The sequence below is a fragment of the Campylobacter concisus genome (genome assembly GCF_015229955.1).
Taxonomy (GTDB): Bacteria; Campylobacterota; Campylobacteria; order Campylobacterales; family Campylobacteraceae; genus Campylobacter_A; species Campylobacter_A concisus_AT.
This window is the reverse complement of sequence record NZ_JAAKYZ010000002.1, coordinates 167,755-185,735: the sequence shown is the minus strand read 5'-3', so window position 1 is coordinate 185,735 and position 17,981 is coordinate 167,755. Positions and strand designations below refer to the sequence as shown.

Annotated in this window: 17 protein-coding genes; 9 read left to right on the top strand and 8 right to left on the bottom strand. The window is 40.0% G+C overall.

Annotated elements, in window-relative coordinates:
• Positions 1 to 23: 23 nt before the first annotated feature.
• Genes G6W45_RS05250 through aroC form a run of 4 tightly spaced genes read left to right on the top strand, consistent with a single transcriptional unit; the run spans position 24 to position 3,211 of the window.
• Complete coding sequence (locus G6W45_RS05250; protein ID WP_196780144.1) at positions 24 to 1,055, top strand: tetratricopeptide repeat protein; 1,032 nt, start codon at positions 24 to 26, stop codon at positions 1,053 to 1,055.
• Entirely contained in the window at positions 1,033 to 1,467 is a 435-nt protein-coding gene (gene rnhA, locus G6W45_RS05245) for a ribonuclease HI (protein ID WP_107695792.1), read from the top strand. The genes G6W45_RS05250 and rnhA overlap by 23 nt, the downstream gene beginning before the upstream one ends.
• Positions 1,464 to 2,135 (top strand): ribonuclease III, encoded by a 672-nt coding sequence (gene rnc, locus G6W45_RS05240; RefSeq protein WP_194167759.1) that lies wholly within the window; start codon positions 1,464 to 1,466, stop codon positions 2,133 to 2,135. Before rnhA ends, rnc begins: the two co-directional genes overlap by 4 nt.
• A gap of 8 nt (positions 2,136 to 2,143) precedes the next feature.
• A complete protein-coding gene (gene aroC / locus G6W45_RS05235; protein ID WP_194167758.1) occupies positions 2,144 to 3,211 on the top strand; it encodes a chorismate synthase in 1,068 nt (355 codons plus the stop codon).
• Positions 3,212 to 3,293: 82 nt separating this feature from the next.
• On the opposite strand, the gene G6W45_RS05230 is transcribed toward aroC, so the two are convergent.
• Complete coding sequence (locus G6W45_RS05230) at positions 3,294 to 3,884, bottom strand: autotransporter outer membrane beta-barrel domain-containing protein (RefSeq protein ID WP_194167757.1); 591 nt, start codon at positions 3,882 to 3,884, stop codon at positions 3,294 to 3,296.
• A gap of 261 nt (positions 3,885 to 4,145) precedes the next feature.
• Between G6W45_RS05230 and G6W45_RS05225 the strand changes: the two genes are divergently transcribed.
• On the top strand, positions 4,146 to 5,408 hold the full coding sequence (locus tag G6W45_RS05225) for a Y-family DNA polymerase (protein ID WP_194167756.1): 1,263 nt from the start codon (positions 4,146 to 4,148) through the stop codon (positions 5,406 to 5,408).
• Positions 5,398 to 5,706: a YolD-like family protein gene (locus tag G6W45_RS05220; protein WP_149714768.1), complete on the top strand. Its 309-nt coding sequence runs from the start codon at positions 5,398 to 5,400 to the stop codon at positions 5,704 to 5,706. The genes G6W45_RS05225 and G6W45_RS05220 overlap by 11 nt, the downstream gene beginning before the upstream one ends.
• A 31-nt stretch (positions 5,707 to 5,737) precedes the next feature.
• Here the strand turns inward: G6W45_RS05220 and G6W45_RS05215 are convergent, their stop codons facing one another.
• The 6 genes from G6W45_RS05215 to typA all read right to left on the bottom strand — a co-directional run bounded on the left by G6W45_RS05215 (position 5,738) and on the right by typA (position 13,516).
• Complete coding sequence (locus G6W45_RS05215) at positions 5,738 to 8,179, bottom strand: molybdopterin-dependent oxidoreductase (RefSeq protein WP_194167755.1); 2,442 nt, start codon at positions 8,177 to 8,179, stop codon at positions 5,738 to 5,740.
• A gap of 20 nt (positions 8,180 to 8,199) precedes the next feature.
• A complete protein-coding gene (locus G6W45_RS05210; protein WP_194167754.1) occupies positions 8,200 to 8,769 on the bottom strand; it encodes a hypothetical protein in 570 nt (189 codons plus the stop codon).
• A gap of 427 nt (positions 8,770 to 9,196) precedes the next feature.
• A complete protein-coding gene (locus tag G6W45_RS05205; protein WP_194167753.1) occupies positions 9,197 to 9,886 on the bottom strand; it encodes a tetratricopeptide repeat protein in 690 nt (229 codons plus the stop codon).
• A gap of 19 nt (positions 9,887 to 9,905) precedes the next feature.
• Positions 9,906 to 10,808 (bottom strand): pyrroline-5-carboxylate reductase, encoded by a 903-nt coding sequence (proC, locus tag G6W45_RS05200; RefSeq protein ID WP_194167752.1) that lies wholly within the window; start codon positions 10,806 to 10,808, stop codon positions 9,906 to 9,908.
• Positions 10,805 to 11,245: a ubiquitin family protein gene (locus tag G6W45_RS05195; RefSeq protein ID WP_242039068.1), complete on the bottom strand. Its 441-nt coding sequence runs from the start codon at positions 11,243 to 11,245 to the stop codon at positions 10,805 to 10,807. Before G6W45_RS05195 ends, proC begins: the two co-directional genes overlap by 4 nt.
• A gap of 468 nt (positions 11,246 to 11,713) precedes the next feature.
• Positions 11,714 to 13,516, bottom strand: a complete 1,803-nt coding sequence (gene typA, locus G6W45_RS05190; RefSeq protein ID WP_084109967.1) for a translational GTPase TypA — start codon at positions 13,514 to 13,516, stop codon at positions 11,714 to 11,716.
• Positions 13,517 to 13,677: 161 nt separating this feature from the next.
• Between typA and G6W45_RS05185 the strand changes: the two genes are divergently transcribed.
• From G6W45_RS05185 to G6W45_RS05175, 3 genes are read left to right on the top strand one after another with little or no spacing between them, the layout of a single operon-like run.
• Positions 13,678 to 15,075, top strand: a complete 1,398-nt coding sequence (locus G6W45_RS05185) for a flagellar hook-length control protein FliK (RefSeq protein ID WP_194167750.1) — start codon at positions 13,678 to 13,680, stop codon at positions 15,073 to 15,075.
• An 8-nt stretch (positions 15,076 to 15,083) separates the two neighbouring features.
• On the top strand, positions 15,084 to 15,791 hold the full coding sequence (locus G6W45_RS05180; RefSeq protein WP_021090228.1) for a flagellar basal body rod modification protein: 708 nt from the start codon (positions 15,084 to 15,086) through the stop codon (positions 15,789 to 15,791).
• A 5-nt stretch (positions 15,792 to 15,796) separates the two neighbouring features.
• Positions 15,797 to 17,398: a flagellar hook protein FlgE gene (locus G6W45_RS05175; protein WP_194167749.1), complete on the top strand. Its 1,602-nt coding sequence runs from the start codon at positions 15,797 to 15,799 to the stop codon at positions 17,396 to 17,398.
• A 45-nt stretch (positions 17,399 to 17,443) separates the two neighbouring features.
• Here the strand turns inward: G6W45_RS05175 and G6W45_RS05170 are convergent, their stop codons facing one another.
• On the bottom strand, positions 17,444 to 17,869 hold the full coding sequence (locus tag G6W45_RS05170; RefSeq protein WP_072595304.1) for a hypothetical protein: 426 nt from the start codon (positions 17,867 to 17,869) through the stop codon (positions 17,444 to 17,446).
• Between the last annotated feature and the right edge of the window lie 112 nt (positions 17,870 to 17,981).

Genomic DNA, 17,981 nt, shown 5'->3' with positions numbered 1-17,981 from the left:
AAAGTAAAATTTTATTACAAAGTATGAGCGTGGATATTTTTTTCATTGGGCACAGAGATCCGATATTTAGCCTTATTATTTTATTTAGCATTATATTGATGATAGCCGCATTAAGCTATGCTTGGGGTATCTTTTCAAGCAAAGATGAGAAAAAAAGAATCGAAAAATTTATAAGAAAATTTGATAGCAAAGACGGTATAAGTAGCGAGCATAAACAGATGCTACAAAGCCCAGAGATAGACGCTCAAAGCCTTTGCATGCTAGGGCAAACTTTTGCTAAAAATGGTGATTTTGAAAAATCAATTAGTGTTTATCTCATCGCACTTGGCAAAGTTAGAGATAAAAATGAAAAAGAATTTATTCTAAACGAGCTTGGAGAGGTCTATTTTAAGGCTGGATTTTTAAAAAAAGCTAGCGAAGTCTTTGAAAAAGTGCTTGAGTTAAGTCCAAGAAATGTGATTGCACTTCGCTTTTTAACGATGATAGATGAAAAACTTAAAAACTACAAAGAAGCCCTTTATGCACTAAATTCTCTTGAAGAACTTGGTGTAAATGTAAAAGATCAAAAAGCCTATATAAAGGCGATCAGCACGCTTGATGATAGAAATTTAAGTTTTAATGAAAAGGTAGAAATTCTCTCGCATCTTAGCCAAAATTTTGAGCTTTTAAAGCGCATGATCTTAGCCCTTTTCATAAGACACAATGAAAATTTAGAAAATTTAAAAGATTTTGCTCGTTTTGAAGATGTGATCGATCTGCTTTATAATCTAAAAACGCCTATAAATTTAAGCGACCAAAAATATAAATCGCTCTTTTATGCAAAGGGCGATATAGATGAGCCTTGCGAAATTTATGGCTTTGAGCTAAACGTCATCAAAAAACTAAAAGACGCTAAATTTGACGCGGCTGGGCTAAGCTTTAACTACGTTTGCAAGAGCTGCAAAAACTCATTTCCGATGCACTTTTACCGCTGTCCGGTCTGCCACGAGCTAGGAAGTGTCAAAATTTTATCCCACATCACAGAAAAACCAAGTGAAGATAGTAACACTTTTTAGCGACGGCTCGTGCCTTGGAAACCCTGGAGCTGGCGGCTGGGCATATATATTGAGATTTAACGAAGCGCAGAAAAAAGCAAGCGGCGGAGAGGCATATACGACAAATAATCAAATGGAGTTAAAAGCTGCGATAATGGGGCTAAAAGCGTTAAAAGAGCCTTGCGAAGTGAGACTATTTACCGATAGCTCATACGTAGTAAATAGCATAAATGAGTGGCTTGCAAACTGGCAAAAGAGAAATTTTAAAAATGTAAAAAATGTAGAACTTTGGCAGGAGTATTTGAAAATTTCAAAGCCTCACAAAGTCGTGGCAAGCTGGGTTAAGGGGCACGCTGGACACCCTGAAAACGAGGAGTGCGACCAGATGGCAAGAGATGAGGCATTAAAAATAAAAGATGAGAATGAAAGATGAAAATTTTAGAAGAATTTGAAGAGAATCTTAGATATAAATTTAAAAAAACTGAACTTTTAGAAGAGGCTCTAACTCACAAGAGTACCAAGCAGGCACTAAATAACGAAAGGCTCGAGTTTTTGGGCGATGCGGTGATGGATCTGCTTGTGGCTGAGTATCTTTTTAAGAAATTTAGCAAGATCGCAGAGGGCGACATGAGCAAGCTAAGAGCCGCACTTGTAAATGAAAAAAGCTTTGCAAATATGGCAAGGCATCTAAAAATGGGTAAATTTTTAAGGCTAAGCACGGCTGAAGAGAATAATGGCGGACGCGAGAAAGAAAGCATTTTAAGCGATGCGTTTGAGGCAGTGATGGGCGCTATCTACCTTGAGGCTGGACTTGATAAGGTGCGAGAAATTTCGATCGCTCTGCTTGAGCTTTGCTATCCACAGATCGACTTTGCACACCTCGAAAAGGACTACAAAACCGCTCTTCAAGAGGTCACTCAGGCCAGTCTTGGTGTCATCCCAACATACCAACTCATCGGCACGTCAGGCCCTGATCATAAGAAAGAATTTGAGATAGCCTTGCTACTAAATGGTAAAGAAATTTCACGTGCCGTTGGCAGCTCTAAAAAGCAAGCCCAACAGCTCGCAGCAAAAATCGCACTAGAAAAAATCAAAAAATAGGAAAAATTTTGAATACATTTGGCAAAAAACTAACATTAACAACCTTTGGCGAGAGCCATGGGGTGGCGATTGGTGGTGTGATAGATGGACTTCCAGCTGGGCTAAAGATAGATAAAGATTTCATTCAAAGCGAGCTAGACAGACGTCGTCCTGGACAAAGCAATTTTACAACCGCAAGAGATGAAGCCGATAAGATAGAAATTTTTAGCGGCGTCTTTGATGGCATGAGTACTGGAGCGCCGATAGGTTTTGCCATTTTTAACAACAATCAAAAGTCAAACGACTATGAAAATTTACGTGAAATTTTCCGTCCAGGCCATGCGGATTTTACATATTTCAAAAAATATGGTTTTAGAGATCACAGAGGCGGCGGACGCTCAAGCGCAAGAGAAACGGCCGTTAGAGTAGCTGGTGGGGCTTTTGCGCAGCTACTTTTAAATGAGTTTAATATAGAAATTTTAAGTGGAGTGCTTGGCATAGGCAAAGTTTTTAGCGACAAAATAGACTTTAACTTTGCTAAAAATTCTCAAATTTACGCCCTTGGCAACGAAGAAGCGATGAAAGAAGTGGTAAATAAAGCTAGAAGCGAGCACGATAGCGTGGGAGCTGTAGTTTTAAGCGTGGCTAGAGGAGTGCCAGCTGGTCTTGGTGAGCCACTTTATGATAAGCTAGATAGCGCGTTAGCAGCGGCTTTGATGGGCATAAATGGTGTAAAGGCCGTTGAGATAGGTGCTGGCGTGAATGTAAGCTCTATGCTTGGCTCAGCAAACAATGACGAGATGGACGAGCTTGGCTTTTTGAGCAATAACGCTGGCGGGATACTTGGGGGCATAAGCAGTGGCGCTGAAATAGTGCTAAAGAGCCATTTTAAGCCTACGCCTTCGATATTTAAAGAACAAAAGACACTAAATTTAGCTGGCGAAGCAGTGGACTTTGAGCTAAGGGGCAGACACGATCCTTGCATCGGTATACGTGGCAGCGTCGTTGCAACCGCAATGATAAGGCTAGTTATCGCCGATATGTTACTACTAAATGCTAGCACAAAGCTTGAAAATTTAAAGAAAATTTACGGTTAAATCTATAAAAATGAGTGAAATTTAGTGGCCTAAAAGCCACTAAATTTTAGAATCTATAAGCAAACTGAAGTTTTGCGCTGCTTTAATCTTTTTTACCAAAAGATTGTGCTATGCCAAAATTTATGAGTGTTTCATAAGTTGGCGTATATCTTAGACCGACCTCAACCTCTGAGCTTGTGCCTTTTTGAGTTAGGCTGATCTCCTCGTCTTCTTGGATCACTGCTATTTTTGACTTGGTGTTAAATTTATACTCAACGCTAATTTTTCCATAAGGATTAAATTTACCAGCATCATAGACTATTTTTGAGTAAATTTTAGCTCTACTTGATGTAACGCTGCTAAATTTTAATGTGCTTTGTCCGATATCTGCCTCATCGCTACCAACATAAGAGAGTGCGTAGTTTAGCCCACTATCAAGCATAAAACTATCAAATTTTATCTTTTTGCCGACGCCAAAGATAGCATTGTAGTATGGCATCGAGATTTTATAATCAACATTTTTCGCATCAACCTTAGTCTTGCTCCTACCAGCTTTTGCCATGAGATCTATATAAAAATCACGTGGTAAATTTAGCCTTGAAAAAATACCAAGTCCATAGTTTCTAACTCTGCCATCTATTTTGGCATCTTCATCGCTGTTATCAAATATTGGTATAGCAAAAGCTCCAAGCATAGACTCGCCATTTTTATTTTTACTTTACTAAAATTTACATCACTTCTATCTGTTAAACCGATATAAACACCTGATTGTCTACTTTTTTCGATATTAGAACCAATTATATTAACTTCGTTGTGCGTTGCATTTACTCTAACTCCACTATTAAAATTTATCCATTTTACTTATTTTGTTTCTAAAAAATTTTATTAGAAATTTTAGCCTTAAGATCAATCTTTCAAAAACGAACTTTTACTAATTTTCATCTATAATCACTCCATGAAAAACGAAGCACAAAAATTTTATGCCGTCATTGATCTAAAGTCCTTTTATGCCTCAGTTGAGTGCGTAGAGCGAGGACTTGATCCGTTTAAAGCCGATCTAGTCGTAGCTGACGATAGCCGTGGCAACGGAAGTGTTTGTCTAGCCGTTAGCCCAGCTCTTAGAGCCAAAGGTGTGAAAAATAGATGCAGGCTTTTTGAAATACCAAAGGCTATAAAATTTATCATCGCACCACCTAGAATGCAGTTTTACATCGACTATGCGGCTAAGATTTATGAGATATACCTAAAGTATGTCTCAAAAGATGATATCTATGTCTATTCTATCGATGAGGCCTTTATTGATCTTACTTCTTATGTTAAATTTTATAATACCGATGCAAAATCCATAGCCAAAAAGATAATGGATGAAATTTTAAAAACTACTGGCGTGACGGCCACTTGTGGCATGGGTACAAATTTATACCTTGCAAAAATCGCCCTTGATATCTTGGCTAAGCACAGTGATGATGGGATTGCATTTTTAGACGAGCAACTTTATAAAGAGCGTCTTTGGACGCATCAACCGCTAGATAACTTTTGGCGTATCGGTAAGCAAACTAGGCTAAAGCTGGAAAAACATGGAATTTTTTGTATGAAAGATATAGCAAATGCTCCGCGAAGCTTGCTTGAGAAATTTTTTGGAGTCGATGCCTATATAACGATAGATCACGCAAATGGCATAGAACCAACGACAATAGCTGATATAAAAGCATATAAACCAAGCACAAAATCCTACTTTAGCTCTGAAATTTTACCAAGAGACTACGAGCGTTGTGAGGCGGTAGTCATACTAAAAGAGATGGCTGATAGGCTAGCGCTTAGGATGATCAACAAAGAAGTAATGGCAAGTGGAATAACGATAAATATAAAATTTGCTGACAAGCTTGAGCCATTACAACGTGCAAGCGTTCGGTTTAAAACACCAACAAATGTCTCAAGCACGCTAATGAGCGTGGCTGAGGAGCTGCTTTTAAACAAGATAAAAAATATTGGGCTGATTAGGCAAATTAGTATCAGTGCAAACGACGTAGTAAAAGAGAGTCTAGCTCACTCTAGTCTTTTTGAGGATGATACTAAAGAAAAGGCAGTTTTAAAGTCCCTAAATCTCATAAAAGAAAAATTTGGTAAGAACTCGGTGTTAAGAGCGATCGATTTACTACCAGAAGCCACTGGGCAAGATAGAAATAAAAAGATCGGAGGGCACAAAAGTGGCGAGTAAAGATAGAGCAAAAATTTTTAGCTCGTTTAATCCTCTCTCAACCTTAGAGCGAGCCCTGCGACAAAAAGAGCGAGAAAAATGCGAAAAACTAGAGCTTGATGAAAGCAAAGTCGATGAAATTTTAAAAAAGATAAGCGAGCTAAGGCCGGCTGACGAAGTATATGTGAGCTATCATGACGGCTACACCTATACAAGTGCTAGCGGACTAATCTCTGACGTAAATTTCAAAAATAAAACTCTTATGGTTGTAAAAACTAGGATCAAATTTGAAGATATAAATGACCTAAAAATAATTTAGCCCCCAAGCGAGGGCTAAATTTATTTAAATTCTACAAAGATTGTAAAATTTTTGGTTTAGAAAACGCAGTTATTGGTTTGATCTCGCCTTTATATTTTTCAAGATCAGCTAGTATCGTATGTCCGCAGTTGCTTTGAGCGATGCTAGATGTGCCTTTGTCGCGTGTTAGGACATTGATGCAGCCATGCTTACAAAGGCTTCTTTCGCCAGGCACTTCAGGATCGTACCATGCACCCTCGCAAATAGCGATGACACGCTCTGGGATGATGTCAGTGACAAGCGCTCCTACTAAAATTTCGCCCCTGTCGTTAAAGACTCTCACTACATCACCAGTTGCGATGCCTTTTTTCTTAGCGTCGTTTGTATTTATTAGCATCGGCTCTCTAGCACAAACTTCAGCGTAGTTTCTGATTATTGAGTTATTTAGCTGAGAGTGGAGGCGATATCTTGAGTGTGGGGTTGTGATGCTAAATGGATATTTCTTAGCTTTTTCACTACCAAGCCACTCAAACGGCTCGATCCAAGCAAAGTGTGGAGCAAAGTCTTTGTAGCCAAATTTAGCAATAGTTGGAGAGTATATCTCTATCTTGCCTGATGGCGTACCAAGGCGATTTTTGTGCGGATTTTCTCTAAATGCACTAAGTCTTGTGTAGTATTTTGTCTCTTCATTGTCTTTGTCAAATTTGACATAGCCCTCTTTCCAAAACTCATCAAAGCTTGGCATTTTAAGATCTAGTGCTTTGGCTTGTTCCACCGCATCTGCGTAAAATTCTTTTGCCCAGCCAAGCTCATCTTTACCCTCAGTAAAGACCTCTTCTCTGCCCCAGCGTTTGCAAATTTGTGAGCATATCCAGTAGTCGCTTCTACTTTCTCCCATTGGCTCAACTACTGGCTTATAAGCCACGATGTATTCGCTTGATGGGACACTTTGGTTGATGTCATTTCTCTCGACTTCTAGTGCCACTGGTAAGACGATGTCGCTTAGTTTAGCTGTGCTTGTCCAAAATGGCTCAGCAGTTATTACAGTGTCAAATTTACGCCATGCTTTTACGGCGTTATTTACGTCCTGATGCCTTGTAAACATCGATCCAGACGCCATGTAAGCCACTCTCATATGTGGAAGTTTGATCTTAGAGCCATCATAGTCTATCTCTTTGCCAGGATTTTGCAAGGCTTCTATTGATCTTGAAGATGGGATGGTTACATTTTTAAATTTTTTCCACGGAGCACCATCTACGTTTTCATATTTCTCGCTTATCCTAGTACTGATACCTTTTAGAGCAGGTGCTATCTTGTCGGTGCTACCGTTTCCGTAGTAGAGGTTAAACTCAAATCCAAGACCCTCTTTACCGATATGGCCAAGCATCGCACTAAGAGTTACGATACCCCAAAAGCCCATCTCGCCGTGATCTTGTCTTTGAAGAGATCTGCCAGCAATGATAGTGCTTGGCTCTTTTGCAAGTACGGTAGCAAATTTTGCAATCTCTTCAGCTTTTACACCACAAATTTTACTAGCCCAGTTTACGTCTTTTACCACTTTGTCGGTTGTACCAAGCAGATAGTCTTTAAATTTATTAAAACCAACTGTGTATTTTTTGATAAATTCCTCGTCATAAAGCTTGTTTTCATAAAGATAGTGGCACATGCCAAGCATCATTGCTACGTCAGTGTTTGGACGAACGATGATAGTTTCAGAGTCAAGGTATCTTGTGGTATCATTTTTAAAGACGCAAACACTATAAGTTTTTATGCCTGCCTCTTTTATCTTTTTGATGCCAAGATAGCCATCGTGTGTTGGTGGCTGCCATGAAATTTGACCAGTTACGAGCGGATCAGTACCCCAAAATACGATGTTCTTAGCATTTTTAACCATGGCTTCCCATTTTGTAGGAGCGTCATAAACCGCACTATTTCCAAGGACATGAGGCATGATGACAAGGCCAGCTCCAGTTGAATAGTCACCGCTCTCTTCGACGTATCCGCCAAGCACTTTTAGCATCCTGTGACCAACAGTTCTGCCCCAGCTGATCTTACCGCTGCCGCCCCACCAATAGCATTCGCCGTAGATACTCTCGGGGCCATATTTGTCAAAATTTTCTTTTAGGGCTTTTGCTGCTAGGTCAAGTGCTGTGTCCCAGCTAACACGCACAAATTCTTCTTTGCCACGAAGCTCACTTTTTGCCGCGCCTTTTGCCTTTAAGTAGCTTTTTCTTACGTACGGATAGAGTACGCGACTTTCATTTTGGATGAGGTCTGGCAAACTATTATTCATTGTATTTGGAAATTTATCGCCCTCAAATGGATCGACAGAGACGATTTGGTTTGAGTTGGTATTTGCCCAAAATAGACCAAATCTATTTGCTCCAAAAGTTTTGTTTTGGTCAAAAATGGTTTTTGTCACGCCCTCTATCTTGTTTGCCTGCGCCGCAGTGGCTGCAAGTGCAGAAAATTTTATAAAATCTCGTCTTTTCATATTTTCTCCCTTATGAAAATTTATTTTACTTTTTTCGCATTGTGTTGTAAGTATTTGAGCACTAAATTTAGGTCGGTTTCGTCTAGTGCTACAAATTTTGCATCGACCATTCCAGCTAAATTTGCTGGCCACTGAGCCGCTGTAAAGCTATTTGGCTCATGAAGTCTATGACATGCGGAACAAGTCTCTTCGTAAATTTGTTGTGCTTTTACGTAAAGCTTTTTTGTGTCGCCACCAAGTGCGTCATTTGGCACTTCATAAACGCCCTCTGCTTGGTACCAAACCTCGCCGTAGTCATCTTCAAGCTCTTTTACTTTTTTGAAATTTGCCTCGCTCTCGTCATTAAAAGCTACAAAAACTTCAGGATCTTCTATACTTCTTTGAAGTTGGGCCAAATAGTTTGCCGAAACTACGCCATTAACCTTGATCTTGCTCGTTTTATCGCCTTTTTCGACGACTTCAACTGGTGTTAAAACCTCGATCTTTCCGATCATCTTGCCATCTAGCGTTATATTGGCATCTTTTGCGATGACATCGGCACTAAAAGCAAGACTACATGCTAAGACAGGGGCTAAAAATAGCATTTTCATGTTGCAATCCTTAAAAATAAAATTTAAAAAAATTTTATAACCTAATGACTTAAAATTACATTGTTATATTTAGCTTTATTTAAGAAAGTTAATATTCATTTTTATTAAAAATAAGATTTAGCAGAAAATTTATCAATAAGTTTTATTGGATGGCTTAATTGCTGAAGGTATAAGTAAAATTTTTCTAGCTTACAAGCTCTGTAAAAATTTTAATTATGGATCTAGTGAAGTAAAAATTCAACTTTACTTCGCTAACTACTATAAAAAAGTATGGCAAAGCTTTTATAAACTTAAAAATATAAATTAGTAAACTTCTTACAGCATTTATAAATATGCTAAAAGTTACTACTCTAAATTGCTAGCTATGTTAAGACTTTCTAGAGTTTTATCGTTTTAAAAATTTTTATCAAAATGCCTTATTGTCAATTTAGCAGCTTTGCTTATCGCCTAGCTCGCACGCCTTTTTTCGCATTTGCTTTGCCTTTTTCGCGTCTTTTTTTACTTGCTCGTATCTGTTTTCGTTGAAATTTCCCTCATACAACCACGCCGCCCTCTCGCAACCGCCTGCGTAGCCTAGCTTACACGAGCGCTCGTAATACTCCACCATCTCGCCTATATCGCCTCCCGTTCGTTCTATCATCCAGCCCACGTTGTAGCATCCGGGAGCGTATTTTTTGTTGCATAGGGTATTGTTTATCGCAAACGACTGCGCCTCGTCGCCCAGCTCTTCTTGCATGAAATTTGCTAGCGCCAAGCAACCGGGTAAATACTCGTAAAGGACGCAGCCAGCCTTGTAATACGCGCTAATCTTGGTCTCGCGCTCGCTCTTATCCGCGGCTTTTACCAGGTTGTTTTTATAAAGTTCGCCCAGATAAAAGCAGCCCTCGCCGTCTCCTTTGGCGCAGGCTAGGCTAAATAGACCCTCCGCCGCACCGTAGTCTTGCTTAGAGTTAGCCGCTACCATGCCCGCTTGCACGCACTCTTTGGTAGAGTTTAGGTCGGGATTTTTGCATTTTTTGACCTTTTCTAGCGTATCTGCGGCTAGCAATGGCGAAAGGCCGGGCTCGCTAGCGAATAAATTTAACGCTACAAAGAGCGCAAATAATAAGATTCTCATTTTTATCCTTTAAATTTACCTAACCATGCGCTTTGGCTATGCAAGCGGCGATAGCCTGCATCAAAGCTCCGCGAAATCCGCCGTTTTCAAGCGCGGCAAGTCCCTCGATCGTGGTTCCCGCCGGCGAACAGACCTCGTCTTTTAGCGCGGCAGGGTGCTTGCCGCTTTGGATCAGGCGCGCCGTCCCTTCTACGGCTGCGCAGACGGCGTCGTAGCAAAGCTGCCTAGGCAGTCCGCCCCGCACGCCCGCATCGGCCGCAGCCTCGATAAAGGCGCACGCATACGCGGGTAGGCTTCCCGCGATGCCCGTAAATGCGGCAAACCCGGCCTCGTCTATCTCGTAAATTTTACCGATTTTAGCGATTATCTCGCGCACGGTCTCTTTCTTAGCCTCGCTAAATCCCGCGTCAAAGCAAAGAGCCGTGGCCGACGCGCCGATGCAAGCGGCGATATTTGGCATCGCGCGAGCGATATAAACGCCCTCGCCTACGATTTGCCTAGCGCGTTTTATGTCAAAACCCGGTGCTAAAAGAAGCAAAATTTTGCCCGCAAGCTCGGGCGCGATCAGGCGCAAGATAGCCTCGTAGCTAGCGGGCTTAGTAGCCAGCACGACCGCGTCCGCTTCGCGCGCTAGATCCGTTTCGTTCGCGGCTATTTTTACGCCGAATCTTTGCCGCAAGGCTTCGTTTTTACTTCTGGCGCAGGCTATGATTTCAAATTTCGTCTTTTTTTCGCATTCGCGCTGACTCGCGTTTTTATCCGTTTGCGCTAAATTTCCCGCCCTTTGCGTCTCGCTGCCGCCGCTGGATTTTCGCTCGCCCTCGGCCGAGCTTGCCCCGTCGGGTTGCGCGCGCCAAAGCGCCTCTATCATCGCGCCGCCCATATTTCCGCCGCCGATAAAGCCTATTTTTACGTTTTTCATTTCGCCGTCTTTTTTAGAGTACCGATTTTGACCGCTTTGCCCGCGATCGCCGTATTTACCGCCGCGCTATCCGCCCAGATCGCGCCCGTAACCTGCCCAGGCGCCAAGGTATAAACGCCGCCCGTTTGCGCCTCGTCGCTCGCCTTAAACTCGTTGCCCACGACCAGCTCATAAACGACGTTCGTGTCATTTTCAAATTTGATCGCCGCTTTTAGCGTCGGCTCCATTTTCTGTTTAGCCGCGCCCGCGTACTGCTCGAGTATGTTTTTGCTAAGCTTGCCGTAGACGTCGCCGTCTTGGCTTAGATATATCCGCACGGCGCGCTTATCCGAGTTTTTGCCGCCTTTTTCGCCCTTGCCGACGCTAACGCTCATCTCATAGGCGGTTTCTCCGGTCGGAAAGTCCTTAAATTTAGCGTCCGGGACGAAAACCCGCACGTTGTCCGTTACCGTTTTCGTCTCGTGCGTCTGCGGCGTTATACCCGTTAGCACGATCGTGGATTTCACGTCCGAGCCTTTGTCCGAAACAAGCGCGGAGATCGGTACGCGCGTAAGCAGCGTCGTATCGTAGCAGCCGCTAAAAATAAACGCGGCGGCGAGAGCAAAGATAAATTTTAGTTTTTTCATCGGTTTCCTTTAAATTTTCGCCGATTCTAGCATAAACTAAGCATTTTTGTATTGATTACATTAAAAGCAAAAATAGAAAAGTAAGTATGGTATTTTAAAGTAAAAATGGTTTTAAGGTTGATAAATTTTAGATGAGAGAGAGTGGCTCTATTTCGTCTTGAACAAAGCCAACTTAAATAAATAATGCAAAAAAGTATGAGAAATTTATATAAATTTTTTGCTGTTTTTAGGGTTTAATTATTAGCCCCTTTACAAAGGGGCTAAAATGATAAAATTTGATTAAAGTTTTGCTTTTCTTTTGCGCTCTGTTGGGTCTAAATAGCGCTTGCGAACGCGGATATTTATAGGCGTAACCTCGACTAGCTCGTCATCTTCTATCCACTCTAACGCACGCTCAAGGCTTAGCTTTCTAGGTGGCACAAGTTTGATCGCATCGTCGCTACCGCTTGCACGCACGTTTGTTAGGTTTTTGCCCTTGATAGGATTTACGTCAAGGTCGTTTGGACGGCTGTGCTCGCCGATGATCATGCCCACATAGACTTTTGCCTGCGGATCAAGAAATAGCACGCCACGATCTTGCAAGTTAAATAGCGAATAAGCAAGCGTTACGCCGTTTTCCATAGAAACTAGCGCGCCGTTTGTTCTGTGCTCGACGGTGCCGCTTAGTGGTCTAAACTCCAAAAAGCTGTGGTTCATAACGCCCTCGCCTTTTGTATCAGTCAAAAACTGGCTTCTAAAGCCAATAAGTCCGCGCGCTGGGATCTCAAATTCGATCCTTGTTTGACCGTCGCCTGTTGGGTTCATAGAGACCATTTCAGCTTTTCTTTTGCCTAGTTTTTCTATGACTGTGCCTGTCGTATCATCAGGCGCGTCGATAACCAAAAGCTCGTATGGCTCGCATTTTACGCCGTTTATCTCTTTTACGATGACCTCAGGTCTGCCAAGTAAAAACTCATAGCCCTCGCGGCGCATATTTTCAGCCAAAATGGTAATCTGAAGCTCGCCACGGCCACTTACTTTAAATTTGCCCTCGCCGATGTTTTCGTATTTCATCGCAATATTTGTCTTCATCTCGTTTGCAAGGCGCTCATCGATCTTATTTGATGTGACATGTTTGCCCTCAGTACCTGCCAATGGGCCGTCATTTACAGAAAATACAACGCTAAGTGTTGGTTCTTCGATGTGGAGAGGATCTAGTGGATGAGGGTTGTTTGGATCAACGACACTATCGCCAACGTCAAGCGCATCAAAACCAGCGATCGCTACGATGTCGCCAGTACCAGCTTCGTTAATATCAGTTCTTTCAAGACCCATAAAGCCAATTAACTTTGAAATTCTACCAGTTGTCTTTGTGCCATCAGCCTTTGCAAGCATGACATTTTGGTTTTTTGATATCTTGCCGTTAAAAATTCTTGCAATGCCGATCTTGCCGACGTAGTTGTCATAATCAAGAGTAAATACTTGAAGCTGAAGTGGGTTTTCATCACTACCGCTTGGAGCTGGTACGTGAGCCAAAATAGTCTCAAAAAGCGGCTGCATATTTACATTTTCATCACTTAGTTTTAGCTTTGCATAGCCATTTTTAGCAGCTGCATAAACGACTGGAAATTCTAGCTGCTCATCATTTGCGTCAAGTGCGACAAAAAGGTCAAAAATTTCATTTATAACGCGGTCTGGATCGCCTGCAGGTTTGTCTATCTTATTTACGACGACGATTGGACGAAGCCCTAGTGAAAGTGCTTTTTTGACGACGAATTTAGTTTGTGGCATAACGCCTTCTTGCGCATCGACAAGTAGCAAAACGCCATCAACCATCTTAAGAACACGCTCTACCTCACCACCAAAGTCGGCGTGGCCTGGGGTGTCAATGATGTTGATCTTTGTATCTTTGTAGCGAATGGCGGTATTTTTAGAAAGAATCGTGATGCCACGTTCTCTTTCGATGTCGTTGCTATCCATTACACGCTCGCCAAGGTTTTGATGCTCGTTAAATGTTCCTGACTGTTTCAAAAGCTCATCAACCATTGTTGTTTTACCGTGGTCGACGTGTGCGATAACGGCTATATTTCGTATCTTTTCCAAATTTTTCTCCGTTTATTAGTTTACTATTTTTCGTTTGTCAGTTTTAAAATAGGGGCAGATTATAGCTAAATTTTTATAAATTTTAAGCTGATATCAAGAAGTTAATTTTTGGAATAGATTTTGCATGTTTGGCATTAAGTTTAAAAATTTGAAAGGTTTAAATGCAAGCTTATACAGCGAAAAATAACGTAGATTTGCTGGCTCCTGCTGGGAATAAAAAGCCCTCTGTTTCTAAAAAATCTCAAAACAACGGCGAATTTTTATCGATGGTTTTAGATGCAGCTGCGAGCAAGGCAAATAGCGGCCAAAAAATCACTGAAAAAGATGTCAAAGAGATAGTAAAAACGGTTACTACTCAAAAAGAGACATTGCAAAAAGCTCAAAGCGAAAGCGCGGCAAAAATTTCAACTGCACTTGAAGAAAATTTAGACGAAACCACGAAAAATGAGCTCTATGAAAATGCAAATTTTATGCAGCTTTTGCAAGTTTTAGAAATTCTAAATGGCAATGAAAAAGTAAGTAAATTTCCAAATTTCAGCGACAAGATCGCAAATTTCTTAAGTGTGCCTGAAAATGTCGAAGAGCTTAGCAATGTTAAAAGCGTTAGCGATCTTATCGACCTTGCTAAGAAATTTGACCTTGGCCTTGAAAATATAGAAATTTCAAACGAAGATGTGCCAAAACTAAATGAGATGTTTAAAAATTTAGGCAAGAAAGAATTTTTCAAACCGATAAAGACCGAAGAGAAGCCTTTTCACCTAAAAGAGCTAAAAAATGAAGTCGAGCAAACCATCATCAAAAATGAACCAAAAGAGGTCGTAAAGCTTGATACCTTATTAAAAGAGGTAGTGGCAAATCCAACTAATGAAGTTAAAAATTTAGTAAAAGAAGAGCCTAAAAAGCTAGATAGTGAAGTAAAGCTTGATGATGAGATAGTGGATGTTGAGCCAGAGGAGCAGCTAAAAGAGCCTAAAGTAAAGGTAAATTTACACGAGCAAAAGGCGCAAAAAGCTCCAACTTTAGAGTCGCTACTATTCCCTGAAAGAGAGCAGATGACCAAGAGTGAGCCAACTGAAGAAACCTTTGCAAGTGATAATAAATCAGAACTAAATCAAATGGTAAAAGATATCGCTAGTAGCGCTAAACACCAGCTTCAAATAAAGGCTGAGATAAAAGAGACGCTTAGTAACTTCTCTTCTACACTAAAAGAGCAGGTGCAAAATTACAAAGCTCCGATCACTCGTTTTAACATAACGCTTAATCCTCTAAATTTAGGCGAGGTTGAGATCACAATGGTAAATCGCGGCAATAACTTACATGTAAATTTTAACTCAACCACGGCTACGATGAATCTCTTTTTGCAAAATCAAGCCGAGTTTAAAAATAGCCTTGTAAATATGGGATTTACCGAGCTTGAGATGAATTTCTCAGATCAAAATCAAAGACAAGATAAAAAAGAACAAGCAAAGAATAAATACAGCTCAAATCAAAGCGATGAGAGCGAAAACACTCAAGCGGAACAAAGCTTGCTTGAGCTAGTAATACCAAGATATATTTAGGAGAGATCATGGCTTCAGTTTCAGATATAACTACACAAACAACACAACAAAAAAATGCCGAGAAAAAGGCAAAAGCAAAGCAAGATGCGGCAGCTGGTACAGGAACTAACCCAAATGCACAGCTAGATAAAGATGCATTTATGAAGTTACTTTTAACAGAGCTTCAGTATCAAGACCCAACAAGTCCTATGGATACTGAAAAGATGCTCACACAAACTAGCCAACTAGCATCACTAGAGATGCAACAAAATACAAACTCAGCTATGAAAGAGCTTGTAAATCAGTTAAAATCAAATGCAAATGCCTACGCCATATCAGCCCTTGGCAAAATGGTCTCAACTGGTTCAAACTCAGTTTTACTAACAGATGAGCAAAAAACTGTAAATTTTGCACTTTATTTTAAATCAGATCTTGCAAATGGTAAGCTTGAAATTAAAAATGCAAATGGAGAGGTCGTTCGTTCAATCGATATAAAAGATCTAAAGTCAGGAGTTCGCAGAATATCTTGGGATGGCAAAGATGATTCTGGAAAACAATTACCAAACGGAGCATATACAGTCTCTGTTAATTACACCGGAAAAGATGGTAATTCATACAAAACTCAAGTAGGTAGCTATCCGGTTGAAGCAGTAAAATTTGTAGATGGTAAAGCCATGATAAAAATCGCAGGCGAATATGTCCCAATGGATAAAATATCTGAATTTTACGAAGGATAAAAGCCATGATGAGAGGTTTTTACAACGGAATTAGTGGCATTAAAACACAAAGCTTTGGCATGGATGTTTGGGCAAATAATATCTCAAATATCAACAACGTAGGTTTTAAAGCTTCAATCCCTGAGTTTAAAAATTTAATCAATCAACATATGGCTTCTGCTGGAAGTGGTCCAACTAACAATCAAGTAGGTCTTGGAGCTACGAAACAAACGACAGCTTTAAAGATGACAAATGGTAGTTTTCAAAATACCGATAATAACTTTGACCTAGCCATAGGCGGTAAAGGCTTTTTTGGTGTCGTTGATAAAAATGGTAGAAACTACTACACAAGAACAGGTAGCTTTGATATAGACGCAGCTGGAAATTTAGTAGATAATAAAGGCAACTTACTTCTTGGTACGTTAACAAGTTTTACTCCAGTCACCCCAAGTGCTAATGCTCTTAGAAAATATGGTCAAACAAAAGGTACCACGCAGGCATTTACAGCAAAAGAAGAAGATCTAAAACTAGGCGATACTGGCTCACAAAAAGGCATAAATTTACCTCATTTTTTATATATGCCAGCCAAGCAAACAAAAAATATAAATTTAAAAGGCAACCTAGACTCAAGCCTTATAACAGATAAGCGAACAACAGCCATTGATGCGGCAAATTTTAACTATACACTCGATAATACAAACAAAACTATCTCACTAAATGGACAAATCCCACTAAGTCAGACAAGATTTGGTGCAAAAGCAGGCGATAGCGTAGTGGTAAAAGTAAAAGACGGTGATGGTAAATTTAGTGAGTTTTCAACCACACTAGAGAGCGATGGCAGCTGGCATATAAACAATAAAAGCCTAAAATTTATGAATTTTGCTAGCTTAGATGTAAAAGCTGAAGTTACATCACTAGTTGAAGTAGCTAATAAAGAAAAACTAAGTTCAGAAATATATAACAGCGATGGTACAAAGAGCTTAGTAACTATAAATTTTACAAAGCAAATCCCTCAAGGTAGCAATCAAACTATCTGGAATGCCACAGCTACGATAACTGATGCTAATGGTGTTGTACAAAATACAGCTATGGGAATACTTACTTTTGATGGTAGCGGCAGGCTTGTTACAAATACATTAACAAGCGTTGGAAACGTGGCTTTAAATTTTCTTGGCGATGGAGATGTAAATGTCTATAATGGCATAACAAGCTCAGCCAATTCAAAAAAAGACTTTATCATAAAAGCAGATGGCTACGCCGAAGGAAATCTCACAAAATATAGCGTTGATGATCGTGGAAATATCATGGCAAATTTTGACAATTCTCGCTCATTTATAGTTGCAAAAATAGCTCTATTTCACTTCCAAAATGAACAAGGAGTATCAAAAGTGGGTGATAATCTCTATGAAGCAACTCCAAATTCAGGTGAGGCATTTTTTTATAGAAATAAAGCTGGTGAGACTATTTATGGCTCACAAATCCTTGCAAATAAACTTGAAATGAGTAATGTCGATCTTGGTCAAGCGCTAAGTGAGGTTATAGTCACGCAAAAGGCTTATGAGGCTAGTGCAAAAAGTATCACAACAAGTGATGAGATGATCCAAACTGCTATTCAGATGAAGAAATAATTTTTATGCTAGTTGATGATTAAAAATTTAAAATGAATGATAATTTTAAGAATAGAGTTTAACTTCGTTTATTAAAAACTCATAAACTCTTTGCTGAACTAAAATTTCTTCCTCACAGCCACTCATCAAGCGACGAAGGTGAGAAAAATCTATCTTTTTGGCATATCTTTTGTGATCTTTTAGGTCTTTATCAATGCTTAAAAGTAGTGCATCAAGTGTGATCCTATCGTTTCTTTTAACTCTTGCTACATACTCTTTAACAGTTTGGATTAAAAAATCTTTTCTGGTTTGGTCATTTTCATAAATTTCATTTGTAATGTCATTTAAAACAAAAAAATCATCTTCGTCTGGGTCAAATTTAGCAGAGATCATAGCGGCAAAAATTTTGGCACGAAATTCTAAAGATTTGTGATGATAGATAAAAAAATCTCTAAAAGCTGATAAAAAACGAAGTTTAAACTTTCCAGACATTACTCTACTTTTTATGAAATTTTGGCTGATTATATACTTTTAAAGCTAAATTTTTAAAAATGTAACTATAAAACTAAATTTAAGTATAGTTTCTGTATGATTGCGAAGCTCC